Annotated in this window: 14 protein-coding genes, 1 tRNA gene and 1 riboswitch; of the genes, 6 read left to right on the top strand and 9 right to left on the bottom strand. The window is 76.4% G+C overall.

Features of this window, described 5'->3' with window-relative positions:
* Positions 1-133 precede the first annotated feature (133 nt).
* The 3 genes from FMM08_RS02720 (at position 134) to rsgA (ending at position 3,321) form a co-directional block, all read left to right on the top strand.
* Positions 134-700 (top strand): DoxX family protein, encoded by a 567-nt coding sequence (locus FMM08_RS02720; protein WP_147924732.1) that lies wholly within the window; start codon positions 134-136, stop codon positions 698-700.
* 144 nt (positions 701-844) lie between these two features.
* Positions 845-2,206 (top strand): 3-phosphoshikimate 1-carboxyvinyltransferase, encoded by a 1,362-nt coding sequence (aroA, locus tag FMM08_RS02715; protein WP_147924731.1) that lies wholly within the window; start codon positions 845-847, stop codon positions 2,204-2,206.
* A complete protein-coding gene (rsgA, locus tag FMM08_RS02710) occupies positions 2,206-3,321 on the top strand; it encodes a ribosome small subunit-dependent GTPase A (RefSeq protein ID WP_147924730.1) in 1,116 nt (371 codons plus the stop codon). Before aroA ends, rsgA begins: the two co-directional genes overlap by 1 nt.
* Positions 3,322-3,363: 42 nt before the next feature.
* On the opposite strand, the gene FMM08_RS02705 is transcribed toward rsgA, so the two are convergent.
* Together FMM08_RS02705 and FMM08_RS02700 are read right to left on the bottom strand one after the other, a co-directional pair.
* Positions 3,364-3,996, bottom strand: a complete 633-nt coding sequence (locus tag FMM08_RS02705) for a hypothetical protein (protein WP_147924729.1) — start codon at positions 3,994-3,996, stop codon at positions 3,364-3,366.
* A 73-nt stretch (positions 3,997-4,069) separates the two neighbouring features.
* Positions 4,070-4,414: a DUF2087 domain-containing protein gene (locus tag FMM08_RS02700; protein WP_222710317.1), complete on the bottom strand. Its 345-nt coding sequence runs from the start codon at positions 4,412-4,414 to the stop codon at positions 4,070-4,072.
* A 37-nt stretch (positions 4,415-4,451) separates the two neighbouring features.
* Here FMM08_RS02700 and hisN point away from each other — a divergent pair, with 37 nt between their 5' ends.
* Positions 4,452-5,240: a histidinol-phosphatase gene (gene hisN / locus FMM08_RS02695; RefSeq protein WP_147924727.1), complete on the top strand. Its 789-nt coding sequence runs from the start codon at positions 4,452-4,454 to the stop codon at positions 5,238-5,240.
* Positions 5,241-5,303: 63 nt separating this feature from the next.
* On the opposite strand, the gene FMM08_RS02690 is transcribed toward hisN, so the two are convergent.
* The 6 genes from FMM08_RS02690 to FMM08_RS02665 all read right to left on the bottom strand — a co-directional run bounded on the left by FMM08_RS02690 (position 5,304) and on the right by FMM08_RS02665 (position 14,098).
* The gene (locus FMM08_RS02690) at positions 5,304-6,650 is read right to left on the bottom strand and encodes an acyl-CoA dehydrogenase family protein (protein WP_147924726.1); all 1,347 of its coding nucleotides are present in this window, start codon (positions 6,648-6,650) and stop codon (positions 5,304-5,306) included.
* Between the two features lie 197 nt (positions 6,651-6,847).
* A riboswitch (SAM riboswitch) is annotated at positions 6,848-6,961 on the bottom strand.
* A gap of 73 nt (positions 6,962-7,034) precedes the next feature.
* Positions 7,035-8,237, bottom strand: a complete 1,203-nt coding sequence (locus FMM08_RS02685) for an MFS transporter (RefSeq protein WP_222710316.1) — start codon at positions 8,235-8,237, stop codon at positions 7,035-7,037.
* A gap of 99 nt (positions 8,238-8,336) precedes the next feature.
* A tRNA-Met gene (locus FMM08_RS02680) sits at positions 8,337-8,410 on the bottom strand.
* Between the two features lie 104 nt (positions 8,411-8,514).
* A complete protein-coding gene (locus FMM08_RS02675) occupies positions 8,515-11,469 on the bottom strand; it encodes a UPF0182 family membrane protein (RefSeq protein ID WP_255471963.1) in 2,955 nt (984 codons plus the stop codon).
* Positions 11,470-11,736: 267 nt separating this feature from the next.
* Entirely contained in the window at positions 11,737-12,888 is a 1,152-nt protein-coding gene (locus tag FMM08_RS02670) for a YlbL family protein (protein WP_187279491.1), read from the bottom strand.
* Positions 12,889-12,895: 7 nt separating this feature from the next.
* The gene (locus FMM08_RS02665; protein ID WP_187279490.1) at positions 12,896-14,098 is read right to left on the bottom strand and encodes an NAD-dependent epimerase/dehydratase family protein; all 1,203 of its coding nucleotides are present in this window, start codon (positions 14,096-14,098) and stop codon (positions 12,896-12,898) included.
* A gap of 251 nt (positions 14,099-14,349) precedes the next feature.
* Here FMM08_RS02665 and FMM08_RS02660 point away from each other — a divergent pair, with 251 nt between their 5' ends.
* Together FMM08_RS02660 and FMM08_RS02655 are read left to right on the top strand one after the other, a co-directional pair.
* A complete protein-coding gene (locus FMM08_RS02660; protein ID WP_255471962.1) occupies positions 14,350-15,885 on the top strand; it encodes a zinc-dependent metalloprotease in 1,536 nt (511 codons plus the stop codon).
* A gap of 21 nt (positions 15,886-15,906) precedes the next feature.
* Positions 15,907-16,497, top strand: a complete 591-nt coding sequence (locus FMM08_RS02655) for an NUDIX domain-containing protein (RefSeq protein ID WP_147924722.1) — start codon at positions 15,907-15,909, stop codon at positions 16,495-16,497.
* A 94-nt stretch (positions 16,498-16,591) separates the two neighbouring features.
* On the opposite strand, the gene FMM08_RS02650 is transcribed toward FMM08_RS02655, so the two are convergent.
* Positions 16,592-18,076, bottom strand: a complete 1,485-nt coding sequence (locus tag FMM08_RS02650) for a serine hydrolase domain-containing protein (protein WP_187279489.1) — start codon at positions 18,074-18,076, stop codon at positions 16,592-16,594.
* Positions 18,077-18,101 lie beyond the last annotated feature (25 nt).

The following is an 18,101-nucleotide window of genomic DNA, read 5'->3' as shown; positions in this document are numbered from 1 at the left end:
ACCCGCCCGGCCCTTGTTCCGGCCTTCGTCGCGGCCCTCGCCCCGCCGGGTCCGGCGGGCGGGCCCGCGCCCCGCCCGCCGGAGTCGACCACCCGTGGTGGCGAGCGGTCCGCCGGTGCGGTAGACCGGCTGCATGAGCCTCGTCCGTCGTCTCGCCCGACCGCTGCTCGCGGCCCCGTTCGTCTACGGCGGCATCGACCAGCTCCGCAAGCCCTCCGCCAAGACCGACGGCGGCGGCCCGGTCATCCCGGCGCTCAAGGGCCTGTCGGTGGGGCCGGTGACCCTCCCCAGCGACGACGCCGGCCTGGTGCGCCTCAACGGAGCCCTCATGACCACCGCCGGCCTGGCCCTGGCGGTGGGCAAGGCGCCGCGGGTGTCCTCCGCCGTGCTGGCCGCCTCGCTCGTGCCCACCACCCTGACCGGGCACCGGTTCTGGGAGGCCCCCGACGCCAAGACCCGCCAGCTGCAGCTGGTGCAGGCGCTGAAGAACGCCGCGCTCTTCGGCGGCCTGCTCATCGCCGCCGTCGACCTCGACGGCAAGCCGGGCCTGGCCTGGCGCGCGCAGCACGCCGCGAAGACCACGCAGCGCTCGGTGAAGGTCGCCACCGCCGCGGGCTCCGCCTCGGCCAAGCGGGCGCAGAAGAAGGCGCGCAAGAGCGCTCAGCGCGCCCAGAAGAGGCTGCACAAGGCCCTCGACTGACCCGACGCCGACCCCTCCGGCCGACGGGCCGGCTCCCGCGCAGCGCCGCGGGGGCCGGCCCGTCGTCGTCCCTGGCCCCTCCCCCACCCGCGCGGCCGCTCGCTCGTGGCCGAGGGCACCGGCCGCGCCGTAGGCTCGGCGGTGATGAGCCCCTCCGCCAGCACGACGACCAGCACCGCGACCAGCACGGGCGGCGCCCCCCTCGACTGGGCGGCGCCCCTGAGCGAGGCCCCCGTCGACGCCGACGTCCGCCTCCCGGGCTCGAAGTCGCTGACCAACCGCTACCTCGTGCTGGCGGCCCTCGCGGAGGGCCCCTCGGAGCTGCGCGCTCCGCTGCGCTCGCGCGACACGCTGCTCATGGCGGCGGCGGTGGCCTCGCTGGGGGCGCGCGTCAGCGACGTCCCCGCGAGCGACCCCACCGAGGTCCCCGGCTGGCGGGTGGAGCCCGGAGCCCTGCGCGGTGCCGGCCCGCTCGACTGCGGCCTGGCGGGAACGGTCATGCGCTTCCTGCCGCCGGTGGCGGCGCTGGCCTCGGGCGGCACGACGTTCGACGGAGACCCGCACGCCCGCACCCGCCCCATGGCTCCCCTGCTCGGCGCCCTGCGCGACCTCGGTGCCCGCGTCGACGACGACGGCCGCGGCCTCATGCCCTTCACCGTGCGCGGCACCGGCCACCTGCCCGGCGGTCGCACGGTCATGGACGCCAGCGCCTCCAGCCAGTTCGTCTCCGCCCTGCTGCTGGCGGCGGCGCGCAGCGACGCCGGCGTCGAGGTGGTGCACGAGGGCGAGCCCGTCCCGAGCGCGCCGCACCTGGTCATGACCCAGCAGGTGCTGCGCGACGCCGGCGTGGAGGTCGAGTCCGACCTCGCCACCACCGGGGGCGCCTCGGGGACCCGCTGGCGGGTGGCGCCCGGACGCGTGGGCGCCCTCGACGTGGACGTCGAGCCCGACCTGTCCAACGCCGCGCCGTTCCTGGCCGCCGCCCTGGTGACGGGCGGCCGCGTCACGGTGCCGGGCTGGCCCCAGCGCACCACGCAGGCCGGCGACGCGCTGCGCGACCTGCTCGACGAGATGGGCGCCGACGTCGACCTCACCCCCGAGGGCCTCACCGTGCGCGGCGGGGACGGCGTCTCGGGCATCGACGCCGACCTGCACGACGTCGGCGAGCTCACCCCCGTGCTGGCCGCCGTGGCGGCCCTCGCCGACACCCCCACGCGCCTGCGGGGCATCGCGCACCTGCGCGGGCACGAGACCGACCGGCTGGCGGCCCTGGCCACCGAGCTCAACGCCCTCGGCGGCGACGTCTCCGAGACGGAGGACGGCCTGCTCATCCGGCCGCGCCCGCTGCACGGCGGCAGGTTCTCCACCTACGGCGACCACCGGATGGCGACGGCGGCGGCCGTGCTCGGGCTGGCCGTGCCCGGCGTCGTCGTCCTCGACGTGGGCACCACCGCCAAGACGCTGCCCGACTTCCCGGGCCTGTGGACGGGGATGCTCGCGGGCTGATGGCCGGACGCTCCGACAGGCAGATGGGCGACGAGCGCCGGCGCGCCTCCGGGTACGACGAGCGCGACGTGCGGGTCAGGCCCAACCGGCGCGGCTCGCGACCGCGCACCAAGGACCGTCCCGACCACGCCGACGCCGTGCCGGCGCGCGTGCTCACCATCGACAGGGGCCGCATCACCACCCTTGTCGATGAAGGAGCCGAGGGGTCCGGGGGCAGAGGCGAGCGCGAGGTGGTCGCGATGCGGGCCCGTGAGCTGGGGCGGGCGGGCATCGCGGTGGGCGACCGCGTGGGCGTGGTCGGCGACACCAGCGGCGAGGTGGACGCCCTCGCCCGCATCGTGCGGATCGAGGAGCGCAGCTCGGTGCTGCGGCGCACCGCCGACGACACCGACCCGGTCGAGCGGGTGCTCGTCGGGAACGCCGACCAGCTGCTCGTGGTGACGGCCGTGGCCGACCCGGCACCGGTGCAGCGCATGGTCGACAGGTGCCTGGCCGCCGCCTACGACGGCGGGCTGCAGCCGGTGCTCGTGCTCACCAAGGCCGACCTCGGCGACCCCGCCGAGGCGCTGGCCGCGTGGTCGGCGCTCGACGTGCCCGTCCTCGTGGTGCGCCGCCGGGTGCTGGAGGACGGCACGCGCGCGCTGGAGGGCGTGGACGCCGTGCGCGAGCGGCTGACCGGCCACGAGAGCGTGCTCGTCGGCCCCTCCGGCGTGGGGAAGTCGACGCTGGTCAACGCGCTCGTGCCCGGCGCGGGCCGGGCCACGGGCACCGTCAACGAGAACACGGGGCGGGGTCGGCACACGTCCAGCTCGGCCGTGGCCCTGTCGCTGCGCGACGCCTCGGGCCGGCGCGTCGGCTGGGTGGTGGACACCCCCGGCGTGCGCAGCTTCGGGCTGGCCCACCTCACGCCGGAGCGCCTGCTGCGCGCCTTCAGCGACCTGGAGCCCGGCACGGCCGACTGCCCGCGCGGGTGCACCCACGACGACGCCGAGAGCACCGGGTGCGCGCTCGACGCCTACGTGGCCTCCGGGGCGGCCGGGGAGGCCGGCCCGGCGCGCCTGGACTCGCTGCGGCGCCTGCTGCGCAGCCGCTCCGGGGAGGCCGACCTCCGCTGACCGACCGTGGTCGTGGACTTCCAGAACACCCTCCGCTCCCGCTCAGGGGGCCAGGCCCAGCGAGCGGCGCTCCAGCGCGGCCAGCGCCGCCGTGGTGCGCGGGTCCCCGCCGCGGACGTCGGCGAGGGGGTCGGGACTGACGGCGGCCAGCGCCGAGAGCGGCTGGCTGGCCAGGGCGCGCCAGGCGAGCAGCTCGGTGCGGCTGCGCCCGGTCGAGGCGGAGGTGGCTGCGTCGCCCTCGAGCCAGGCCCGCGCGGCGCCCGCCCGGCGCGCAAAGCGGAGCCTGACCGGCAGCCACAGCGCCACCACCAGCAGCACGGGGAGCACCGCGACCGCGAGGCCCAGCACGGCGGCCAGGTGGTCGATCGTCGTCGCCAGGTCGGCGCCGGCGGTGGCGAGGTCGCCCGCGGAGCCGCTGGCACCGTCGAGCGGGGCCGACAGCCGGTCGCCCACCAGCGGGACGCGCCCCGCGGCGTCGGCAGCCCCGCCCAGCTGGTCGCGCAGCCCCCCGGCCCCGCTCGACAGGGACCGCGCCGGGTCGGCGAGGGCGGCGACGGCGCCGTGGACCACCACGCCCGTGCCCGCGCAGACCACCGCCCAGACCAGGACGGCGACGTCGGCGGTCACCTGGCGGGCGCGTCGGGCGGTGCTGGCGGCGTACGGCTGGAGCGGCACCCCCCGATCCTGTTCCGGAGGTCCATGATCACGACTGGAAAGCGCTCGGGAAGTCCACGACCACGGCGAGGGGTCAGAGGTCGACCGAACCGCCGGTGCGCCAGTAGACGCCGTCGGCCCTGTCGAGGAAGCCCTCGTCGACGAGGTAGCGGCGCAGTGCGGCGACGTCGTCGTGGAAGGCCCGCAGGAGCGCGTTGACCTCCAGCTCGGGGTAGCGCTCCCCCGGCTCGAAGACCCTGGCGATGAGGTCGAGCACCACGAGGCGCTTCGCGCGCTTGACGGGGATGGAGGTCAGGCGCCCGTCGGCGTCCAGGAAGGCGCGCAGCACCTTCTCCCGAGCGGCCAGGGCCTGCTGCAGCGGTTCGCCGATGGCGCCGTCGGTGCTGCCGCTCGAGCTGCCGTGAGGTGCGGGGACCACGTCACCCAGGGTAGGAGCGACCGATACGGTGCGAGGTGTGCCCGGTTATGACGACGACCTGAGGCTCGCGCACGTCATCGCCGACGCCGTGGACAACCTCACCACCACCCGCTTCAAGGCCCGCGACCTCGTGGTCGACACGAAGCCCGACCTGACCCCCGTCACCGACGCCGACAGGGCGGCGGAGGAGATCGTCAGGTCGCAGCTGAGCCGCACCCGCAGCCGCGACGGCTTCGTGGGCGAGGAGAGCGGGGTCTCGAAGGGCTCCTCGGGGCGCCAGTGGGTGGTCGACCCGATCGACGGCACCAAGAACTTCGTGCGCGGAGTACCCGTGTGGGCCACGCTCATCGCCCTCCTCGACGACGGTGTGCCCGTGCTCGGCGTGGTGTCCGCCCCGGCGCTGAACCGGCGCTGGTGGGCGGCGCAGGGCACCGGCGCGTACACCGGGCCGCGGCTGAGCTCGGCGAAGCGGCTGCAGGTGTCCAGGGTCGCCGCCCTGTCGGACGCGAGCCTGTCGCACTCCGAGATCTGGGAGTGGGAGGAGGCGGGCCGGCTGGAGGGCTTCCTGGACCTCACCAAGAAGGTGTGGCGCACCCGCGGCTACGGCGACTTCTGGAGCTACGTCCTGGTGGCCGAGGGCGCCGCGGACATCGCCTGCGAGCCCGAGCTGGAGCTGTACGACATGGCCGCGCTCGTCCCGGTGGTGACCGAGGCGGGCGGCCGGTTCACGTCGCTGGCCGGTGAGGACGGTCCGCACGGCGGCAACGCGGTGGCCACCAACGGGCTGCTGCACGACGAGGTGCTGGGGCTGCTGCAGCGGCGCTGACGCTCGTCGTCGTCCTGAGTCCCCCGGGGACGGCCCAGGACGACGACGAGCGCGGTCAGCAGGTCACGTGTACCAGGTCGGCTCGGGCACCTCGTCGAGCAGCACGAAGCCCCCCACCTCCCGCTTCTTGTACGGCAGCGGGTCGTGGAGGCTGTGGGTGCGCAGGTTGCGCCAGTGCACGTCCAGCCCGACGGCGTTGGCGCTGGCCCGGGCTCCGGTCAGCTCGAACACCTTGGTGGCCACCTCCAGGCCGTCGTCGACGGTGCGGACCTTGGCGGCCGCGATGCGGACCGCCAGCTCACCGCGGCGACGCTCGGTGAGCCCCTCGCGCGGTGCGTGGAGCACCGCGCTCGCCTCGGCGCCCACGGCGTCGAGCAGGGCCTCGTCGGCCCACAGCTTCGTGGCGAGCTCGCCGTAGCCCTCCAGCACGTACCACTCCTGCGTGGCGGACTCCTTGTCGTCACCGCCGTACGGCCAGGCGCGGGTGGTGGTGCGGGTGTACTCCGCGGCCCGCTGCAGGGCACCCTGGGCGATGCCCAGGTAGAAGTTGGCGAAGACGACCTGGATGGTCGGCACGTTGAGCGTGTTGTACGTCAGCGGCTGGAACACCCCGTCGACGAACCCGGCCGCGGCCGCCCAGGGCACGCGGACCCCGTCGACCCGCACCGAGCCGCTCTCGGTGAGCCGCTGCCCGAGGTTGTCCCAGTCGTCGTTGAAGACGATGCCGGGCTGGTCGGTCGGCACGATCGCGAAGACGTGGGTGTCCGTGCCGTCGACGACGCCCTCGAGCACGGTGAGGTCGGAGACCACGCCACCGGTGGAGAACGACTTGCGGCCGTGGAAGACGAGCTCGTCGCCGTCCTCGGTGATGACGAGGTCGCCGTCGCGGGGGTTGACGGCTCCGCCGAAGAGCAGCTCCCCTGCCGTGTACAGCTGCTCGACCGCGGTGATCTGCTCCTCGGTGCCGACCAGCCTCGCCGCCCACGCCCACAGGTAGTGGTAGCCGAGGAGCTGCCCGATCGAGCCGTCGCCGCGGGCCACGGTCCGCACCACGCGCAGGGCGGTCTCCCAGCTCTGGGCGGCTCCGCCGTGCTCGGCCGGGCCGAGGAGGGTGACCAGGCCGGAGGCCTTGAGCAGGTCGACCTCCTCGCGGGGGTGCCCGCCGGCGCGGTCGCGCTCGACGGCGCCGCGGCGCAGCTGCGCGGCGACGTCCTCGGCGCGCAGGAGCCAGCCCGCGGCGTCGGAGGGGCGGGGTGACGTGCGCCAGTGCTCGGCGCCGGCGATGAGGTGGCCGACCGCGGGCCGGCCGCTGCGGACCGGGCCCGTGCCGGCGGTCGACGCGGTCGACGCGGTCGAGGTGGGCGCCGTGCGGGAGGACGTGCTGGACAGGGCGTCGTCGAGGAGGGTCATCGGGTGCTCCGGAGGTCGTCGGGGCGCACGCGGGGGCGCCGGGAGGGTGGTCGTCGGGGGGAGGGCTCGGTGGCGTCGTCAGGCGCGACAGCGCGTGGACGACGTCCGGCCCAGGTCGACGACGAGCCTGCGGGTGAGGACCTCGGACGTGCGGGGAGGAAGGCTCATGGGGAGCTCCTGTCTCGTCCCTCTGGGGGACCTCGCGCTGACAGGATCGCGGCTGCGTCCTGCCCGGTCTTCACCTGGAGCACCCCGCCGCGGAGGGGGGTTGCTGGACAGCGAGCCAGGGCTTGCCGCTGCCACTCATGACCGACGTCGATCACCGTAGGGACACCCGGCGGGGCGGGTCAAGCCCCTTCCGCCCTCCCTGCGGCCGCGCGTCCCCTACCCCTGCGTCACCGCGGTCCGGCGGCGGCGCACGAGCAGCAGGACGAGGGCGGCCGCCGCGAGCCCGCCCGCGAGCCCTGCCAGGGCGAGCACGGCGACGCGCAGCCCCGCGGAGTCGGCCAGGGCCCCGACCCCCACCACGGGCACGGAGATGGCGACGTAGAAGACGACGAACAGCGTGGAGACCACCTCCGCCCGGCGCTGCGGCGGTGCCGCCGCACCCACCTCGGCCACCCCGGCGCGGAAGCACGCGCCCTGCGCCGCACCGAGCACCGCGGTGGCGAGCAGGAGCAGCGGCAGCGAGACCAGCTCGAGGCTCGCCGCGAGCAGAGCGGTGCCCGCCAGGAGGGCGGCGCAGCCGGCGGGGAGCACGCTCGCGGGCGCCAGGCGCGCCGTGGCGACCTGGCCGCCCACCGAGGCCGCGAAGATGAGCGCTGCCACGGCTCCGGCGGCGAGCGGGGCGCTGACGTCCAGCAGCTGGCCCAGCACGCGCGGCTCCGCCGCGGAGTACAGCCCGAGGCAGGCGAACCCCGCGAAGCCGCTCACGGCCGCCGGCACGAACGCCGCCCGCGCCCGGCTCGGCACGGCCGGTCGCAGCGGGCGCCAGGCGGGGCGCTCCCCCACCGGTCCGCTGACGGTCTCGGGGACGACGACGAGCGCGGCCCCGGCCAGCGCCAGCAGCGCGAGGTGCACCGCGTAGGGCACCACCAGCGGGGCCCAGTCGAGCTGGGCCACGGCGCCGGCGAGCAGCGGCCCGGAGCCGAGCCCGCCGATGTTGGCGGCGGTGGCCACGAGGGAGGCGGCGCGGGCCGAGCGAGGGGGTGCCAGCTCGGAGACGAGCGCGGTCGCGGCACCGGTGAACAGGCCCGCGGACACCCCCGACAGCACCCGCCCGAGCAGCAGCCCCGGCACCGTCGGCGGCAGGAGGAAGACGACGGCGGACGCCGCGGCGAAGCCCAGGCCGACGGCCAGCACCGGGCGCCGGCCGAACCTGTCGCTGGCCTGCCCGGCGGCGACGAGCGCGGCGACCACGCCGAGGGCGTAGGCGGCGAAGACGGTGGTCTGCAGCAGGGCGGACAGCCCGAGGCGCTGCGTGTAGAGGCCGTAGAGCGGGGTCGGCAGCGTGGTGCCGAGCATCGTGGCCCAGAACGCGAACGCCGCTGCGGCCAGCCGCCAGCGCCAGGGGTGCTCACCGGACACGGGACCTCCCGGGACGGACCGGTACCGGGTTCCGCAGGTGAGGGAGCCCGAACAGCACGAAGGCCGCCGATCCAGAGGATCGGCGGCCTTCGTCAGGAGTAGCGGGGGCAGGATTTGAACCTGCGGCCTCTGGGTTATGAGCCCAGCGAGCTACCGAGCTGCTCCACCCCGCGTCGGTGAACAGAACATTACCCGACCCCTGGCGGAGAACCAAACGGGCCCCCTCGGCAGCTGCCGAGGGGGCCCGTTCGGGTGCACGCGGAGGTGCTCGACCGGCTCAGCCGGCGGGTGTCGCCGACGGCGAGGCGGTGGCGGCCGCCTCAGCGGCCACCGCCTTGTCGAGCGCCGCCTTGAGCTTCGCCTGCGCCTGCCCGTACGCGGCGAAGTCGCCGTTCTGCAAGGCGCGCTGCGCCTCGCCCTCGGCGGCCACGGCCTCCTGCAGCGCCGCGCGGACGCTCTCGGGCACTGGTGCCCCGGTGGCGCTGCTGCTCGGCGCCTGCGAGGGCGAGGTGCCCTGGCTCGGCGAGGCTCCCGGCGACCCCGAGGCACCCGGCGCGGGCTGGTCGCCCGAGCCCTGCCCGGCATCCGGACCGGTCACCCCGGAGTTGCCGCCGAAGACCTCGTCCAGCGCCTCGTCGAGGGTGGGGGCGAAGCCGATCTGGTCTCCGAAGGAGGTGATCACCCGGCGCAGCACCGGGTAGGACGTCTCTCCGGTGGAGCGGATGTAGACCGGCTGCACGTAGAGGAGGCCGTCACCGACGGGCAGCGTCAGCAGGTTGCCGTTGATGACCTCGGTGCCTCCCTGCCGCAGCAGGTTCAGCTCCTGGGAGATCTCGGTGTTGGAGTTGATGTCCGCCTGCACCTGGCCGGGACCCTCCACGGTGCCGTCGGTCGGCATCTGCAGGAGGCGGAGCTGCCCGTAACCGGGCTTCTTCTGCCCGTCCGTGGAGCCGGCGTCGGCGTCCACAGCGAGGAAGCCGGTGAGGATGTTGCGCCCCGCCTGTCCCTGCTGGCTCCGGGGGATGTAGGTCGAGGTCAGCGAGAACGCCTCCTCGCCCTGGCCGGGCATCTGCAGCGTCAGGTAGTACGGCGGCTGCGCTGCGGCCTCCGTGCCGCCGCCGGGGGCCGTCCCCTGGCGCGTCGGGTCGTCGGGGACGCGCCAGAAGTCCTGCTGGGAGAAGAACGAGCCCGGGTCGGTCACGTGGTAGCTGGACAGCACGGTGCGCTGGACCTTGAAGAGGTCCTCGGGGTAGCGCACGTGCGCCATGAGGTCGCCCGACATCTGCTGCAGCGGCTTCACGGCGTCGGGGAAGGCCTTCTGCCAGGCGCGCAGGACCGGGTCGGACTCGTCCCACGCGTACAGCTCCACGCTGCCGTCGTAGGCGTCCACCGTCGCCTTGACGGAGTTGCGCAGGTAGTTGACCTGGTTGGGGGGCAGGGCGGCGATGGTGCCGGTGGGGGTGGTGAGCGTGTCCTGCGTGGCGTCCTGCAGCACCTGCGGCTGGGAGTAGGGGTACTCCTCCGACGTGGTGTAGCCGTCGACGACCCACTTGATCCGGTCGCCGACGATCGTCGGGTACGGGTCGCCGTCGAGGGTGAGGAACGGCGCGACCTTCTGCACCCGCTCGCGGGGGTTGCGGTCGTAGAGGATCTGGCTCTGGGGGTTGATGGCGCTGGACAGGAGGATGTTGGCGTCGCGGAACTTGATCGCGTACAGCGCCCGCTCCACGATGTTGCCCACGCCGGGTCCGCCGCTCCCCTGGAACGTGTAGCGGGCCTCGCCGCTCTCGGTGGGGTAGTCGATCTCGTTGCCGTCGCCCGGCGCGGCCGCCGGGCCTCCGACGATGGAGTACTCCGGGCTGTACTCCCCGAAGTAGATGCGCGGCTCGTACTCCGGCAGCGAGCCGGTGCTGGGGATGCCGCCCTCGAGGTAGTCGGGCAGGCCGTTGGTGCCCTGCTGGTTGCCGGCTGCAGCCACGAGGCCGTACCCGTGCGTGTACTGGGTGCGGGTGTTGACCCACGACTGGTTGCCGACGTTGTTGAGGTTGAGCTCGCGCAGGGCCACCACGACGTCCTGGTCGCGACCCTCGATGGCGTACCGGTCGACGTCCAGCGGGCTGGCGAACTGGTAGAAGTTCCTGACCTGCTGGTTCTGGCCGAAGGTGGGGCTCACCACGGCGGGGTCCATGATGCGGATGCTCGCGGTGGTGCCGGCGTCCGCGGACAGCGCACCGGGGGCCGCCGTCTGCGCCGGGTCGTACTGGGTGACGTCGGTGCCGTCGAGGCCGAACGCCGCCCGCGTGGCCCGGATGTTGTCCTCGATGTACGGCGCCTCGACGCGGGCCTCGTTGGGCACCACCTGCACGCGCTGGACCACCGCCGGCACGATGCCCGCGGCCACCACGGCGACGACGACGAGCAGGCCCACGCCCGCAGCCGGGAAGCGCCAGCCGCCGCGCACGGCGGTGACGACGAAGAGGACCGCGCAGATGACCGCGGCGATCGCGAGGATGCCGCGAGCGGGCACCACCACGGCCACGTCGGTGTAGCTGGCGCCCGCGAAGCGGACGTGGGTGTTGGTGAGCGTGGAGTACCTGTCGAGCCAGTAGCTGACGGCCTGCAGGCCCACGAGCACCGCTGCGGTGGAGGCCAGTTGCACGCGGGCGGCCACCGTGGTGCGAGCACCGGGGCCGGACAGGCGCAGCGCGCCGTACAGGTACAGCGTGATGGCGCCGGCGATGCCCGCCAGCAGCACGACCGCCGTGAGCAGCCCGACGGCGAAGCGCACGAACGGGATGGTGAAGACGTACAGGCCGATGTCGTGGCCGAACACGGGGTCGACCTGGCCGAACGAGGTGCGGTTCCACCACAGCAGCACGGTCTCCCACCGGCTGGACGCGGCGGACCCGGCGAACAGGCCGAGCAGCAGCGGGAGCACCACGGTGAGCACGCGGCGCAGCGGCTCCAGGCCCTCGCGGTACCTGTCGAGGCTTGCGGCGGGCCCGGGCACGGGCGCGTAGACGGGCCGGTGCTTGTAGGCGAGCGTCATGCTCACCACCACGGCGGCGGCCATGAGCGCGCCGGCCACGACGAACAGGCCCACGCGCAGGGCCAGCTGGGTCAGGTAGACCCTGCTGAAGCCGAGCTGGTTGAACCAGAGGACCTCGGTGGCCACGGACGCGACCAGGCTGACGAGCAGCACCAGGACGGCGACGCCGACGAGCACGGGCACGAGAGGGCGGCGCCGCTGCGGGCCCCCCCGAGGCGTGCCGGGCGCGCCCGGTCGTGGTGGGCGGGGCGGTGGCGACGTCACCGGGCTCTTCCTCCATCAAGCCCGTCAGACCTGCGACGGGCGGCTCGGGGCGGGGTCCGATCGTCGCACGGCCACCTGGCCCCCTCCGCCGCAGAGGCCCGTCCTCGCATCACAGGAGGGTCACGGCTCGCTGAGAACGGCTCTCGGGGTCGCTGGGAGGTGCTCGGTGCTGCGGACGCCGGGGAGTCAGGAGCAGCCGGGCAGGTCCTGGCCCTGCCCCTTCCCGAGCTCCTCCACCGCACGCCGAGCGTCCGCGAGCGTGGACACCGCCACCACCCGCAGCCCGTCCGGGACGTGCCCGGTCACCTCGCCGCAGTTCGCCTGCGGGGCGAGGAAGACCTCCGCGCCGGCGGCGCGCGCCCCGAGCAGCTTCTGCCGGATCCCGCCGATGGCGCCGACGGTCCCGGCGGAGTCGATGGTGCCCGTGCCCGCGAACCGCTTCCCGCCGGTCATGTCTCCCGGGGTCAGCAGGTCCACGACGCCGAGGGCGAACACCATGCCGGCGCTGGGCCCGCCGATCTGGTCGACGGCGATCTTCACGTCCACGGGCGGCTCGGCGCGCTCGCGCACCAGCACGCCCAGGACGGGCGAGCCGTCCTGCCCCGCCCCCACCGGGACCGCGACGTCCACCGCCCTCCCGTCGCGCTCCACGCGCACGTCGGCGTCCTTCCCGACCCCCACCGCCCTCACGGCGTCGCGCAGCACCGCGGCGTCGGTGACGGCGCCGCCGTCGACGGCGGTGACGACGTCGCCGTCGCGCAGCTTCCCGGCCGCCCCGGAGCTGTCGACGACGTCGGTGACGACCACCTGCACGGGCACGTCGTAGCCGAGCTCGGTGAGCGCCGCGACGGTCGCCGACTGCTGGGAGTCGGTGAACGCCGCGGCGTTGCTCTCGTCGACCTGCTGCTCCGTGGCCCCGGGCGGGAACAGCGCGGCCTCCGGCAGCACGGCGCTGTCGTCGTCGAGCCAGGCGGCCACCTGGCCGCCCAGGTCGAGGGAGCGGCCCGGGCCGCCGCGGACGCTGACGGTGGTGAGGTCGAGCGAGCCCGTGGTCGGGTAGGTCTGCGCGCCGGTGATGGTGATCAGGCGCTGGTCGCCCTCGCCGGACAGGACGTCGCGCACGGGCCCGGGGCCCTCCACGGCGAACGGCACCGGCAGCAGGGCGACCACCGAGACCAGGGCGACGGACGCGGCGCCGCAGACCAGCGCGGCGACCGCACGCGCCGACGCGCGCACCTGCGCCCGCGTCGCCGGGGGCAGGTCGTCCGCGTCGTCCGGCTCGGCGCCGCGCTCCTCGGCCGGCTCCTCGACCGGCTCCTCCGGACGCGGCTCGCTCACCGGCGGATCACCGCCCCCGCCGCGACCGCGCCTGGCGCAGCACCGCGGCCGTGGCGACCACCGCCACGGCGGCTCCCGCGGCACCGGCGGCGCCCAGGGCGGCCTCGCGCGGCAGCCGGGGACCGCCCGCCGCGCTGCGGCGGCCCGAGCGGCGCTCGGCGACGCCCTCCAGCAGCACGGCCAGGCACTCCTCGTTGGTGCGCGCCGGGCGCCACCCCGCCGCGCGCAGCCGCTCCGACGACACCGCCCACGGGTGCACCACGTACGCGAGGTCACCGGCGGGCGTCGGCAGCAGGCCCAGCCGCGCCAGCCGCTCCGCCGTCGCGTGCGCCAGCCGCGCCGGCAGCTCCACCGAGCGCAGCCCGGAGGACCTCTCCAGCGCCTCGTGCGGCAGCACCCCCTCGGCGCCGGCGCCCAGCGCCCCGCTCAACCCCTCGGCCAGCACGACGGCGACGGCGTCGGCGAGGTCGTCGACGTGGCAGAACTGCCACACCGGGGCCCGCTCGCGCAGCGCCAGCAGCCGCGGCACCTCGAAGGAGCGCGTCACCACCGTGTCCACGCCGGGCCCCACCACGGCCGCGGGCCTCAGCACCGCCGTCGGCACGCCCGGGAGCGCCCGCGCGGCGCGCTCCCACACGTCCTCCACGGCCAGCAGGTCCCCCACGAGGCCGTCGTCGGGGGCCGCCAGCAGCGGGGCGTCGTCAGGCAGCGGCACCGGCGCGTCCGGGAGCGCCCCGTGCACCATCGCGCTGCTCACGAGCACCAGGCGACCCGACCCCGCCGCCGCTGCCGCCGTGACCACGGCCCGCACCGACGCCTCCGCCCGCTCGCGCCGCCGGGCGGCGGGTGCGGCCAGCGCGGCGCGCAGGTCGCTGTCGAGGGCCACGTGCACCACCGCGGCCGGTGCACCGGTCACCACCGGTGCACCCGCAGGGCCCCCGGACATGGCGGGGAGCACGTCGGGGGCGGTGAGGTCCACGGCGACGCGCAGCGGCCGGTGGGCGCCGTCGTCGTCGGCGGGGCTCTCGTGGTCGTCCTCCACCCGGGCCGCGGGGGCGCCCGGGGAGTCCTCGAGCGCGACGACGACGGCGCCCGCCGCCGCGAGCCTGCGGGCGAGCGCCCGCCCGGCGGGGGTCTGCGCGCCCGTGACCACCACGTGGCCGTCCAGGGACAGCGGGACCGCTGCCCCGCCGTCGACCAGGTCCGCCACTCGCGCTCCTCCGCCGTTCCCTGCTGCTGCGAGCTCCGACCGAGCCCCCACCGCCGCCCGCCCGGCGGGTCCGCCGCACGACCGGTGGGCGTGCGCCGTGCGTTCGCTGCGAGCGTCACTCCGGGGCGGTCGCCGTCCGCCGCCCCTGGGTACCGTGGGGGCAGACGGCGTCAGGCACATCCTGCCGCCTCGCCCCGGCGGCGGCCGCCGCACCGCCCTCGGCTCCCCCTCACGCGCGGTTGGAGGACCCGGTGCCCGAGACCCCGCCGCCCCCTCGTCCCGACGAGGACCCGGAGGAGGGCGCGAAGGGCGAGCGCCCCGGTGGCGGTCCCGCCGGTGGCTCCGACGGCCCGACCGACCCGCTGTCCCAGCTGTTCTCCGCCCTCGGCGGCGGCCTGCCCGGAGGCGCCGGAGGGCTCCCCGGCGGGCTCGGTGGCCTGGGCGGTCTGGCCGGGGGGCTGGGAGGCCCGGGCGGCGCCGGCGGCATCGACCCGGCGCAGCTCTTCGAGCAGCTCCAGAAGGACCCCCAGGCCATGGCCCAGGCGATGGCCGCCGTCCAGCAGCTCATGGCCTCGGCCGGAGACGGCCCCGTGAACTGGCAGCTGGCCCACGACGTCGCTCGCCAGGCCGCGGTGGCCGACGGTGACCCGACCCCCAGCTCCGCCGAGGAGCGGGAGGTCTCCGAGGCGCTGCGCCTCGCCGACCTGTGGCTCGACCCGGTCACCGACCTCACCTCCGCCGCCGCGGCCGGTCGTGCGTGGTCGCGCTCGGAGTGGGTGGAGGCCACCCTGCCCACCTGGAAGCGCCTGGCCGAGCCGGTGGCCGCCCACGTCGCCGACGCGGTCGCCTCCGCCATGTCCGAGCAGGTGCCCGAGGAGGCCCGCGGCATGGTCGCCGGCGCGTCGTCGGTGATGCGCTCGATCGGCGGCACCGTCTTCGGCGCCCAGCTGGGCCAGGCGGTCGGGGGGCTGAGCCGCGAGGTCGTCTCGGCCACCGACGTCGGCATCCCGCTGGTGGCCGGCAGCACCACCGCCCTCCTGCCGACGGGCGTCGCGGCGTTCGCCGACGGCCTGGGCGTGCCCGCCGGCGAGGTGCGCCTCTTCCTCGCGGCCCGCGAGGCCGCGCACGCGCGCCTGTTCGCCGGCGTGCCGTGGCTGCGCGGCCACCTGCTCGGCACGGTGGAGGCCTACGCCCGCGGCATCACCCTGGACACCAGCCGGATCGAGGAGGCCGTGCGCAGCATCGACCCCTCCGACCCGACCGCCCTGCAGGAGGCTCTCGGCTCGGGGATGCTCGAGCCGGAGAAGACCCCCGCGCAGCAGGCGGCGCTGGAGCGGCTGGAGACGGCGCTGGCGCTCGTGGAGGGCTGGGTCGACCACGTCGTGGACCTCGCCACCAGGTCCACGCTGCCGAGCAGCGCGGCGCTGCGGGAGGCCGTGCGCCGCCGCCGCGCCGTCGGCGGGCCGGCCGAGCACGTCATGGCGGGCCTGGTGGGCCTGGAGCTCCGCCCGCGCCGGCTGCGAGAGGCCTCGCGCCTGTGGGAGGCGGTGGAGGCCGCCCGCGGCTCGGACGGGCGGGACGCCGTGTGGGCCCACCCCGACCTGCTGCCCACCGCCGCGGACCTCGACGACCCCGACGGCTTCGCCACCCGGCGCAGCGACGCCGAGGCCGCATCGGCCGACGTCGACGCCGCGCTCGAGGCGCTGCTGCGCGGCGAGGAGGCCCGCGACGACGACCCCCGCCCCGAGGAGACCCGGGACGACGAGCCGGGCGGCCCGGCCCGGTGACGTCTCGATGACCCTCGACCGATGACTCCGGAGCAGGCCGACGCCGAGCTCGCCGCGGTGCACCCGCGCGACGCCGCCCAGGCGGCGCTGCGCGAGGTGCTCCGCGAGCGCCTGGCCCGCTTCCCCGGGCACGGCGGAAGCGGGTCCGGAGGGTCCTTCGCGGGCAGCGCGCTCGACCGCGACGGCACGTCCGAGCACCTCACCACCACGGCGTTCGTCTTCGAGCGGTCAGGTCGACGGACTGCCCTGGTGGCCCACCGCCGCCTGGGGATGTGGCTGCAGCCCGGCGGCCACCTCGAGCCCGGCGACGCCTCGTTCGCGGCGGCGGCGCGTCGGGAGGCGGCGGAGGAGACGGGCCTGGGCGGGCTGCTGGAGCTGGCGCTCGGAGGGATGCCCCTCGACGTGCAGCGCCACGAGCTGGCCACCTCGTACGGCCGGTGCACCGCGCACCTCGACGTCGCGCACGTGTTCGTGGTGCCCGACGGCTCACCGCTGGTGGTCTCCGAGGAGAGCGAGGGGCTGGCGTGGTTCGCCGTGGACGACCTGCCCGACGGCACCGCGCCCGACCTGCCCCCGCGGCTGGCGCTGGCCTCAGCGCTCCTGCGGGCCTGACCTCCGGTCCCCCCGTCCCCGCAGCCGGGCGCCCGGGCGCGGTCCCGGAGGGGTCCTAACCGCAGCCGCGCGCCCGGCTGCGGTTCGGAGGGGCTCAGGGGCGGGAGACGGGGCGGTGCGTGATGCCACCGGCGCCGCGCACGGCCGCGGCGCGGCCGTCGACGTCGAAGGCGTACCGCAGCAGCTCCCCCGGGGCGGCGAAGCCCGGCGCGGCCGTCACGAGCAGCGCGTCGTCAGAGGCGACCCGCAGCTCGGCGCTGGGACCGGGGAGGTCGGCTGCCGGGTCGAGCGCCACCAGCCGGTCTCCGAGGCGGACCACGTCGAGCACGCCCCACTGCGACGCGAAGCGCCCGGTGAAGCGCTCCAGCGCTCCGGGCCGCGCGGCGGCCGGGTCGGGGGTGCCGGTGGTGGCGAGCTCCACGAGCCGCAGCACGCCGCGTGCCAGCGGCAGCGCCGGCCCGTCGACGGCGTTGGTGCACACGGCCACCGCCAGGCCCGTGACCGGGTCGAAGGCGGTGCGGGTCGCGTGCCCGAAGAAGCCCCCGCCGTGGCCGACGGTGCGGCGCCCGCCGGCGGTCAGCCGCTGCCAGCCCAGGCCGTACTCGTCACCGCTGGCGGCGGGACCGCCACCGCTGGGGTCGTCGGTGGCCCAGGCGCCCTGCCGCGCCAGGCGGCGCAGGTGGGCCGGCAGGACCGGGCGCTCGTCGTCGGGGTCCTGGCGCACCCGGCGGGCGGTGGCCGGGGCGTCGCAGTGGGCGGTGGCCCACCGGACGAGGTCCTCGGCGGTGCTGGACACGCCGGTGGCGGCGTCCATGGCGCGGGCGTCGGCGGTGAGGGACTCCCAGCGCACGGGCCGGCGCGCACCGCCGAGGGCCAGCAGGGCGTGACCGCTGGCGTGCTCGGCGGCGCGCTCGGGCACCCACGTCGGCTCCGTGCGGCGCAGGCCGAGCGGCTCCAGCAGCTCGGTGCGCACCAGCTCGGCCCACGGTCGCCCGGTCACCGCCTCGAGCACGAGTCCGAGCGCGGCGTAGCCGAGGTTGGAGTACTTGAACCGCTCGTAGACCCCCAGGACGGCGACGCCGGGCGCGGACAGCACCGCCACGAGCTCGGCGCGGTCGGGGAAGGGGCGCTCGCCCTGCCAGTGGTCGGCGTCGCCGTGGCCGGCCCCCTCGACGCTGTCGCGCGCCAGGCCCGCCGTGTGCTCCAGCAGCGCCCGCAGCGGCACGGTCGCGGCGGGGCTCCCGGCGGCGGCGAGCTCGGGCACCCACCGGCCGAGCCGGTCTTCGAGGGACAGCGCCCCGGCGTCCGCCAGCCGCAGCACGAGGGTGGCCGCGAAGGCCTTGGAGTGGGAGGCCACCCGGAAGAGGTGGTCGGTGCGCAGCGGCTCGCCGGTCCCCTCGTCCGCCACGCCCGACGCGGTGCTCAGCAGCAGCTCCCCGCGCAGCGACAGCGCCGCCTGCACGCCCGGCACGCGCAGGTGGTCGCGCCGGGCCTCGAGCCAGTCAGCGGCCGCCGCGGCGGCGGTCCGCACGTGCTCGGCGTCGAGCTGGTCGGACTGGTGGGCTGCGTCGGTGGTCACCACCGCACCAGCCTCGCACCGCACG

Source organism: Quadrisphaera setariae (genome assembly GCF_008041935.1).
GTDB lineage: Bacteria > Actinomycetota > Actinomycetes > Actinomycetales > Quadrisphaeraceae > Quadrisphaera > Quadrisphaera setariae.
Note: the sequence above shows the minus strand (reverse complement) of the source record. Positions and strands in the feature narration are given on the sequence as shown.

Bases quoted from the DNA above. Each gene is read 5' to 3' on its own strand.
- FMM08_RS02720 (WP_147924732.1), top strand. From the start codon at position 134: ATGAGCCTCGTCCGTCGTCTCGCCCGACCGCTGCTCGCGGCCCCGTTC.
- aroA (WP_147924731.1), top strand. From the start codon at position 845: ATGAGCCCCTCCGCCAGCACGACGACCAGCACCGCGACCAGCACGGGC.
- rsgA (WP_147924730.1), top strand. From the start codon at position 2,206: ATGGCCGGACGCTCCGACAGGCAGATGGGCGACGAGCGCCGGCGCGCC.
- FMM08_RS02690 (WP_147924726.1), bottom strand. From the start codon at position 6,650: ATGACCCTCCTCGACGACGCCCTGTCCAGCACGTCCTCCCGCACGGCG.
- FMM08_RS02655 (WP_147924722.1), top strand. From the start codon at position 15,907: ATGACTCCGGAGCAGGCCGACGCCGAGCTCGCCGCGGTGCACCCGCGC.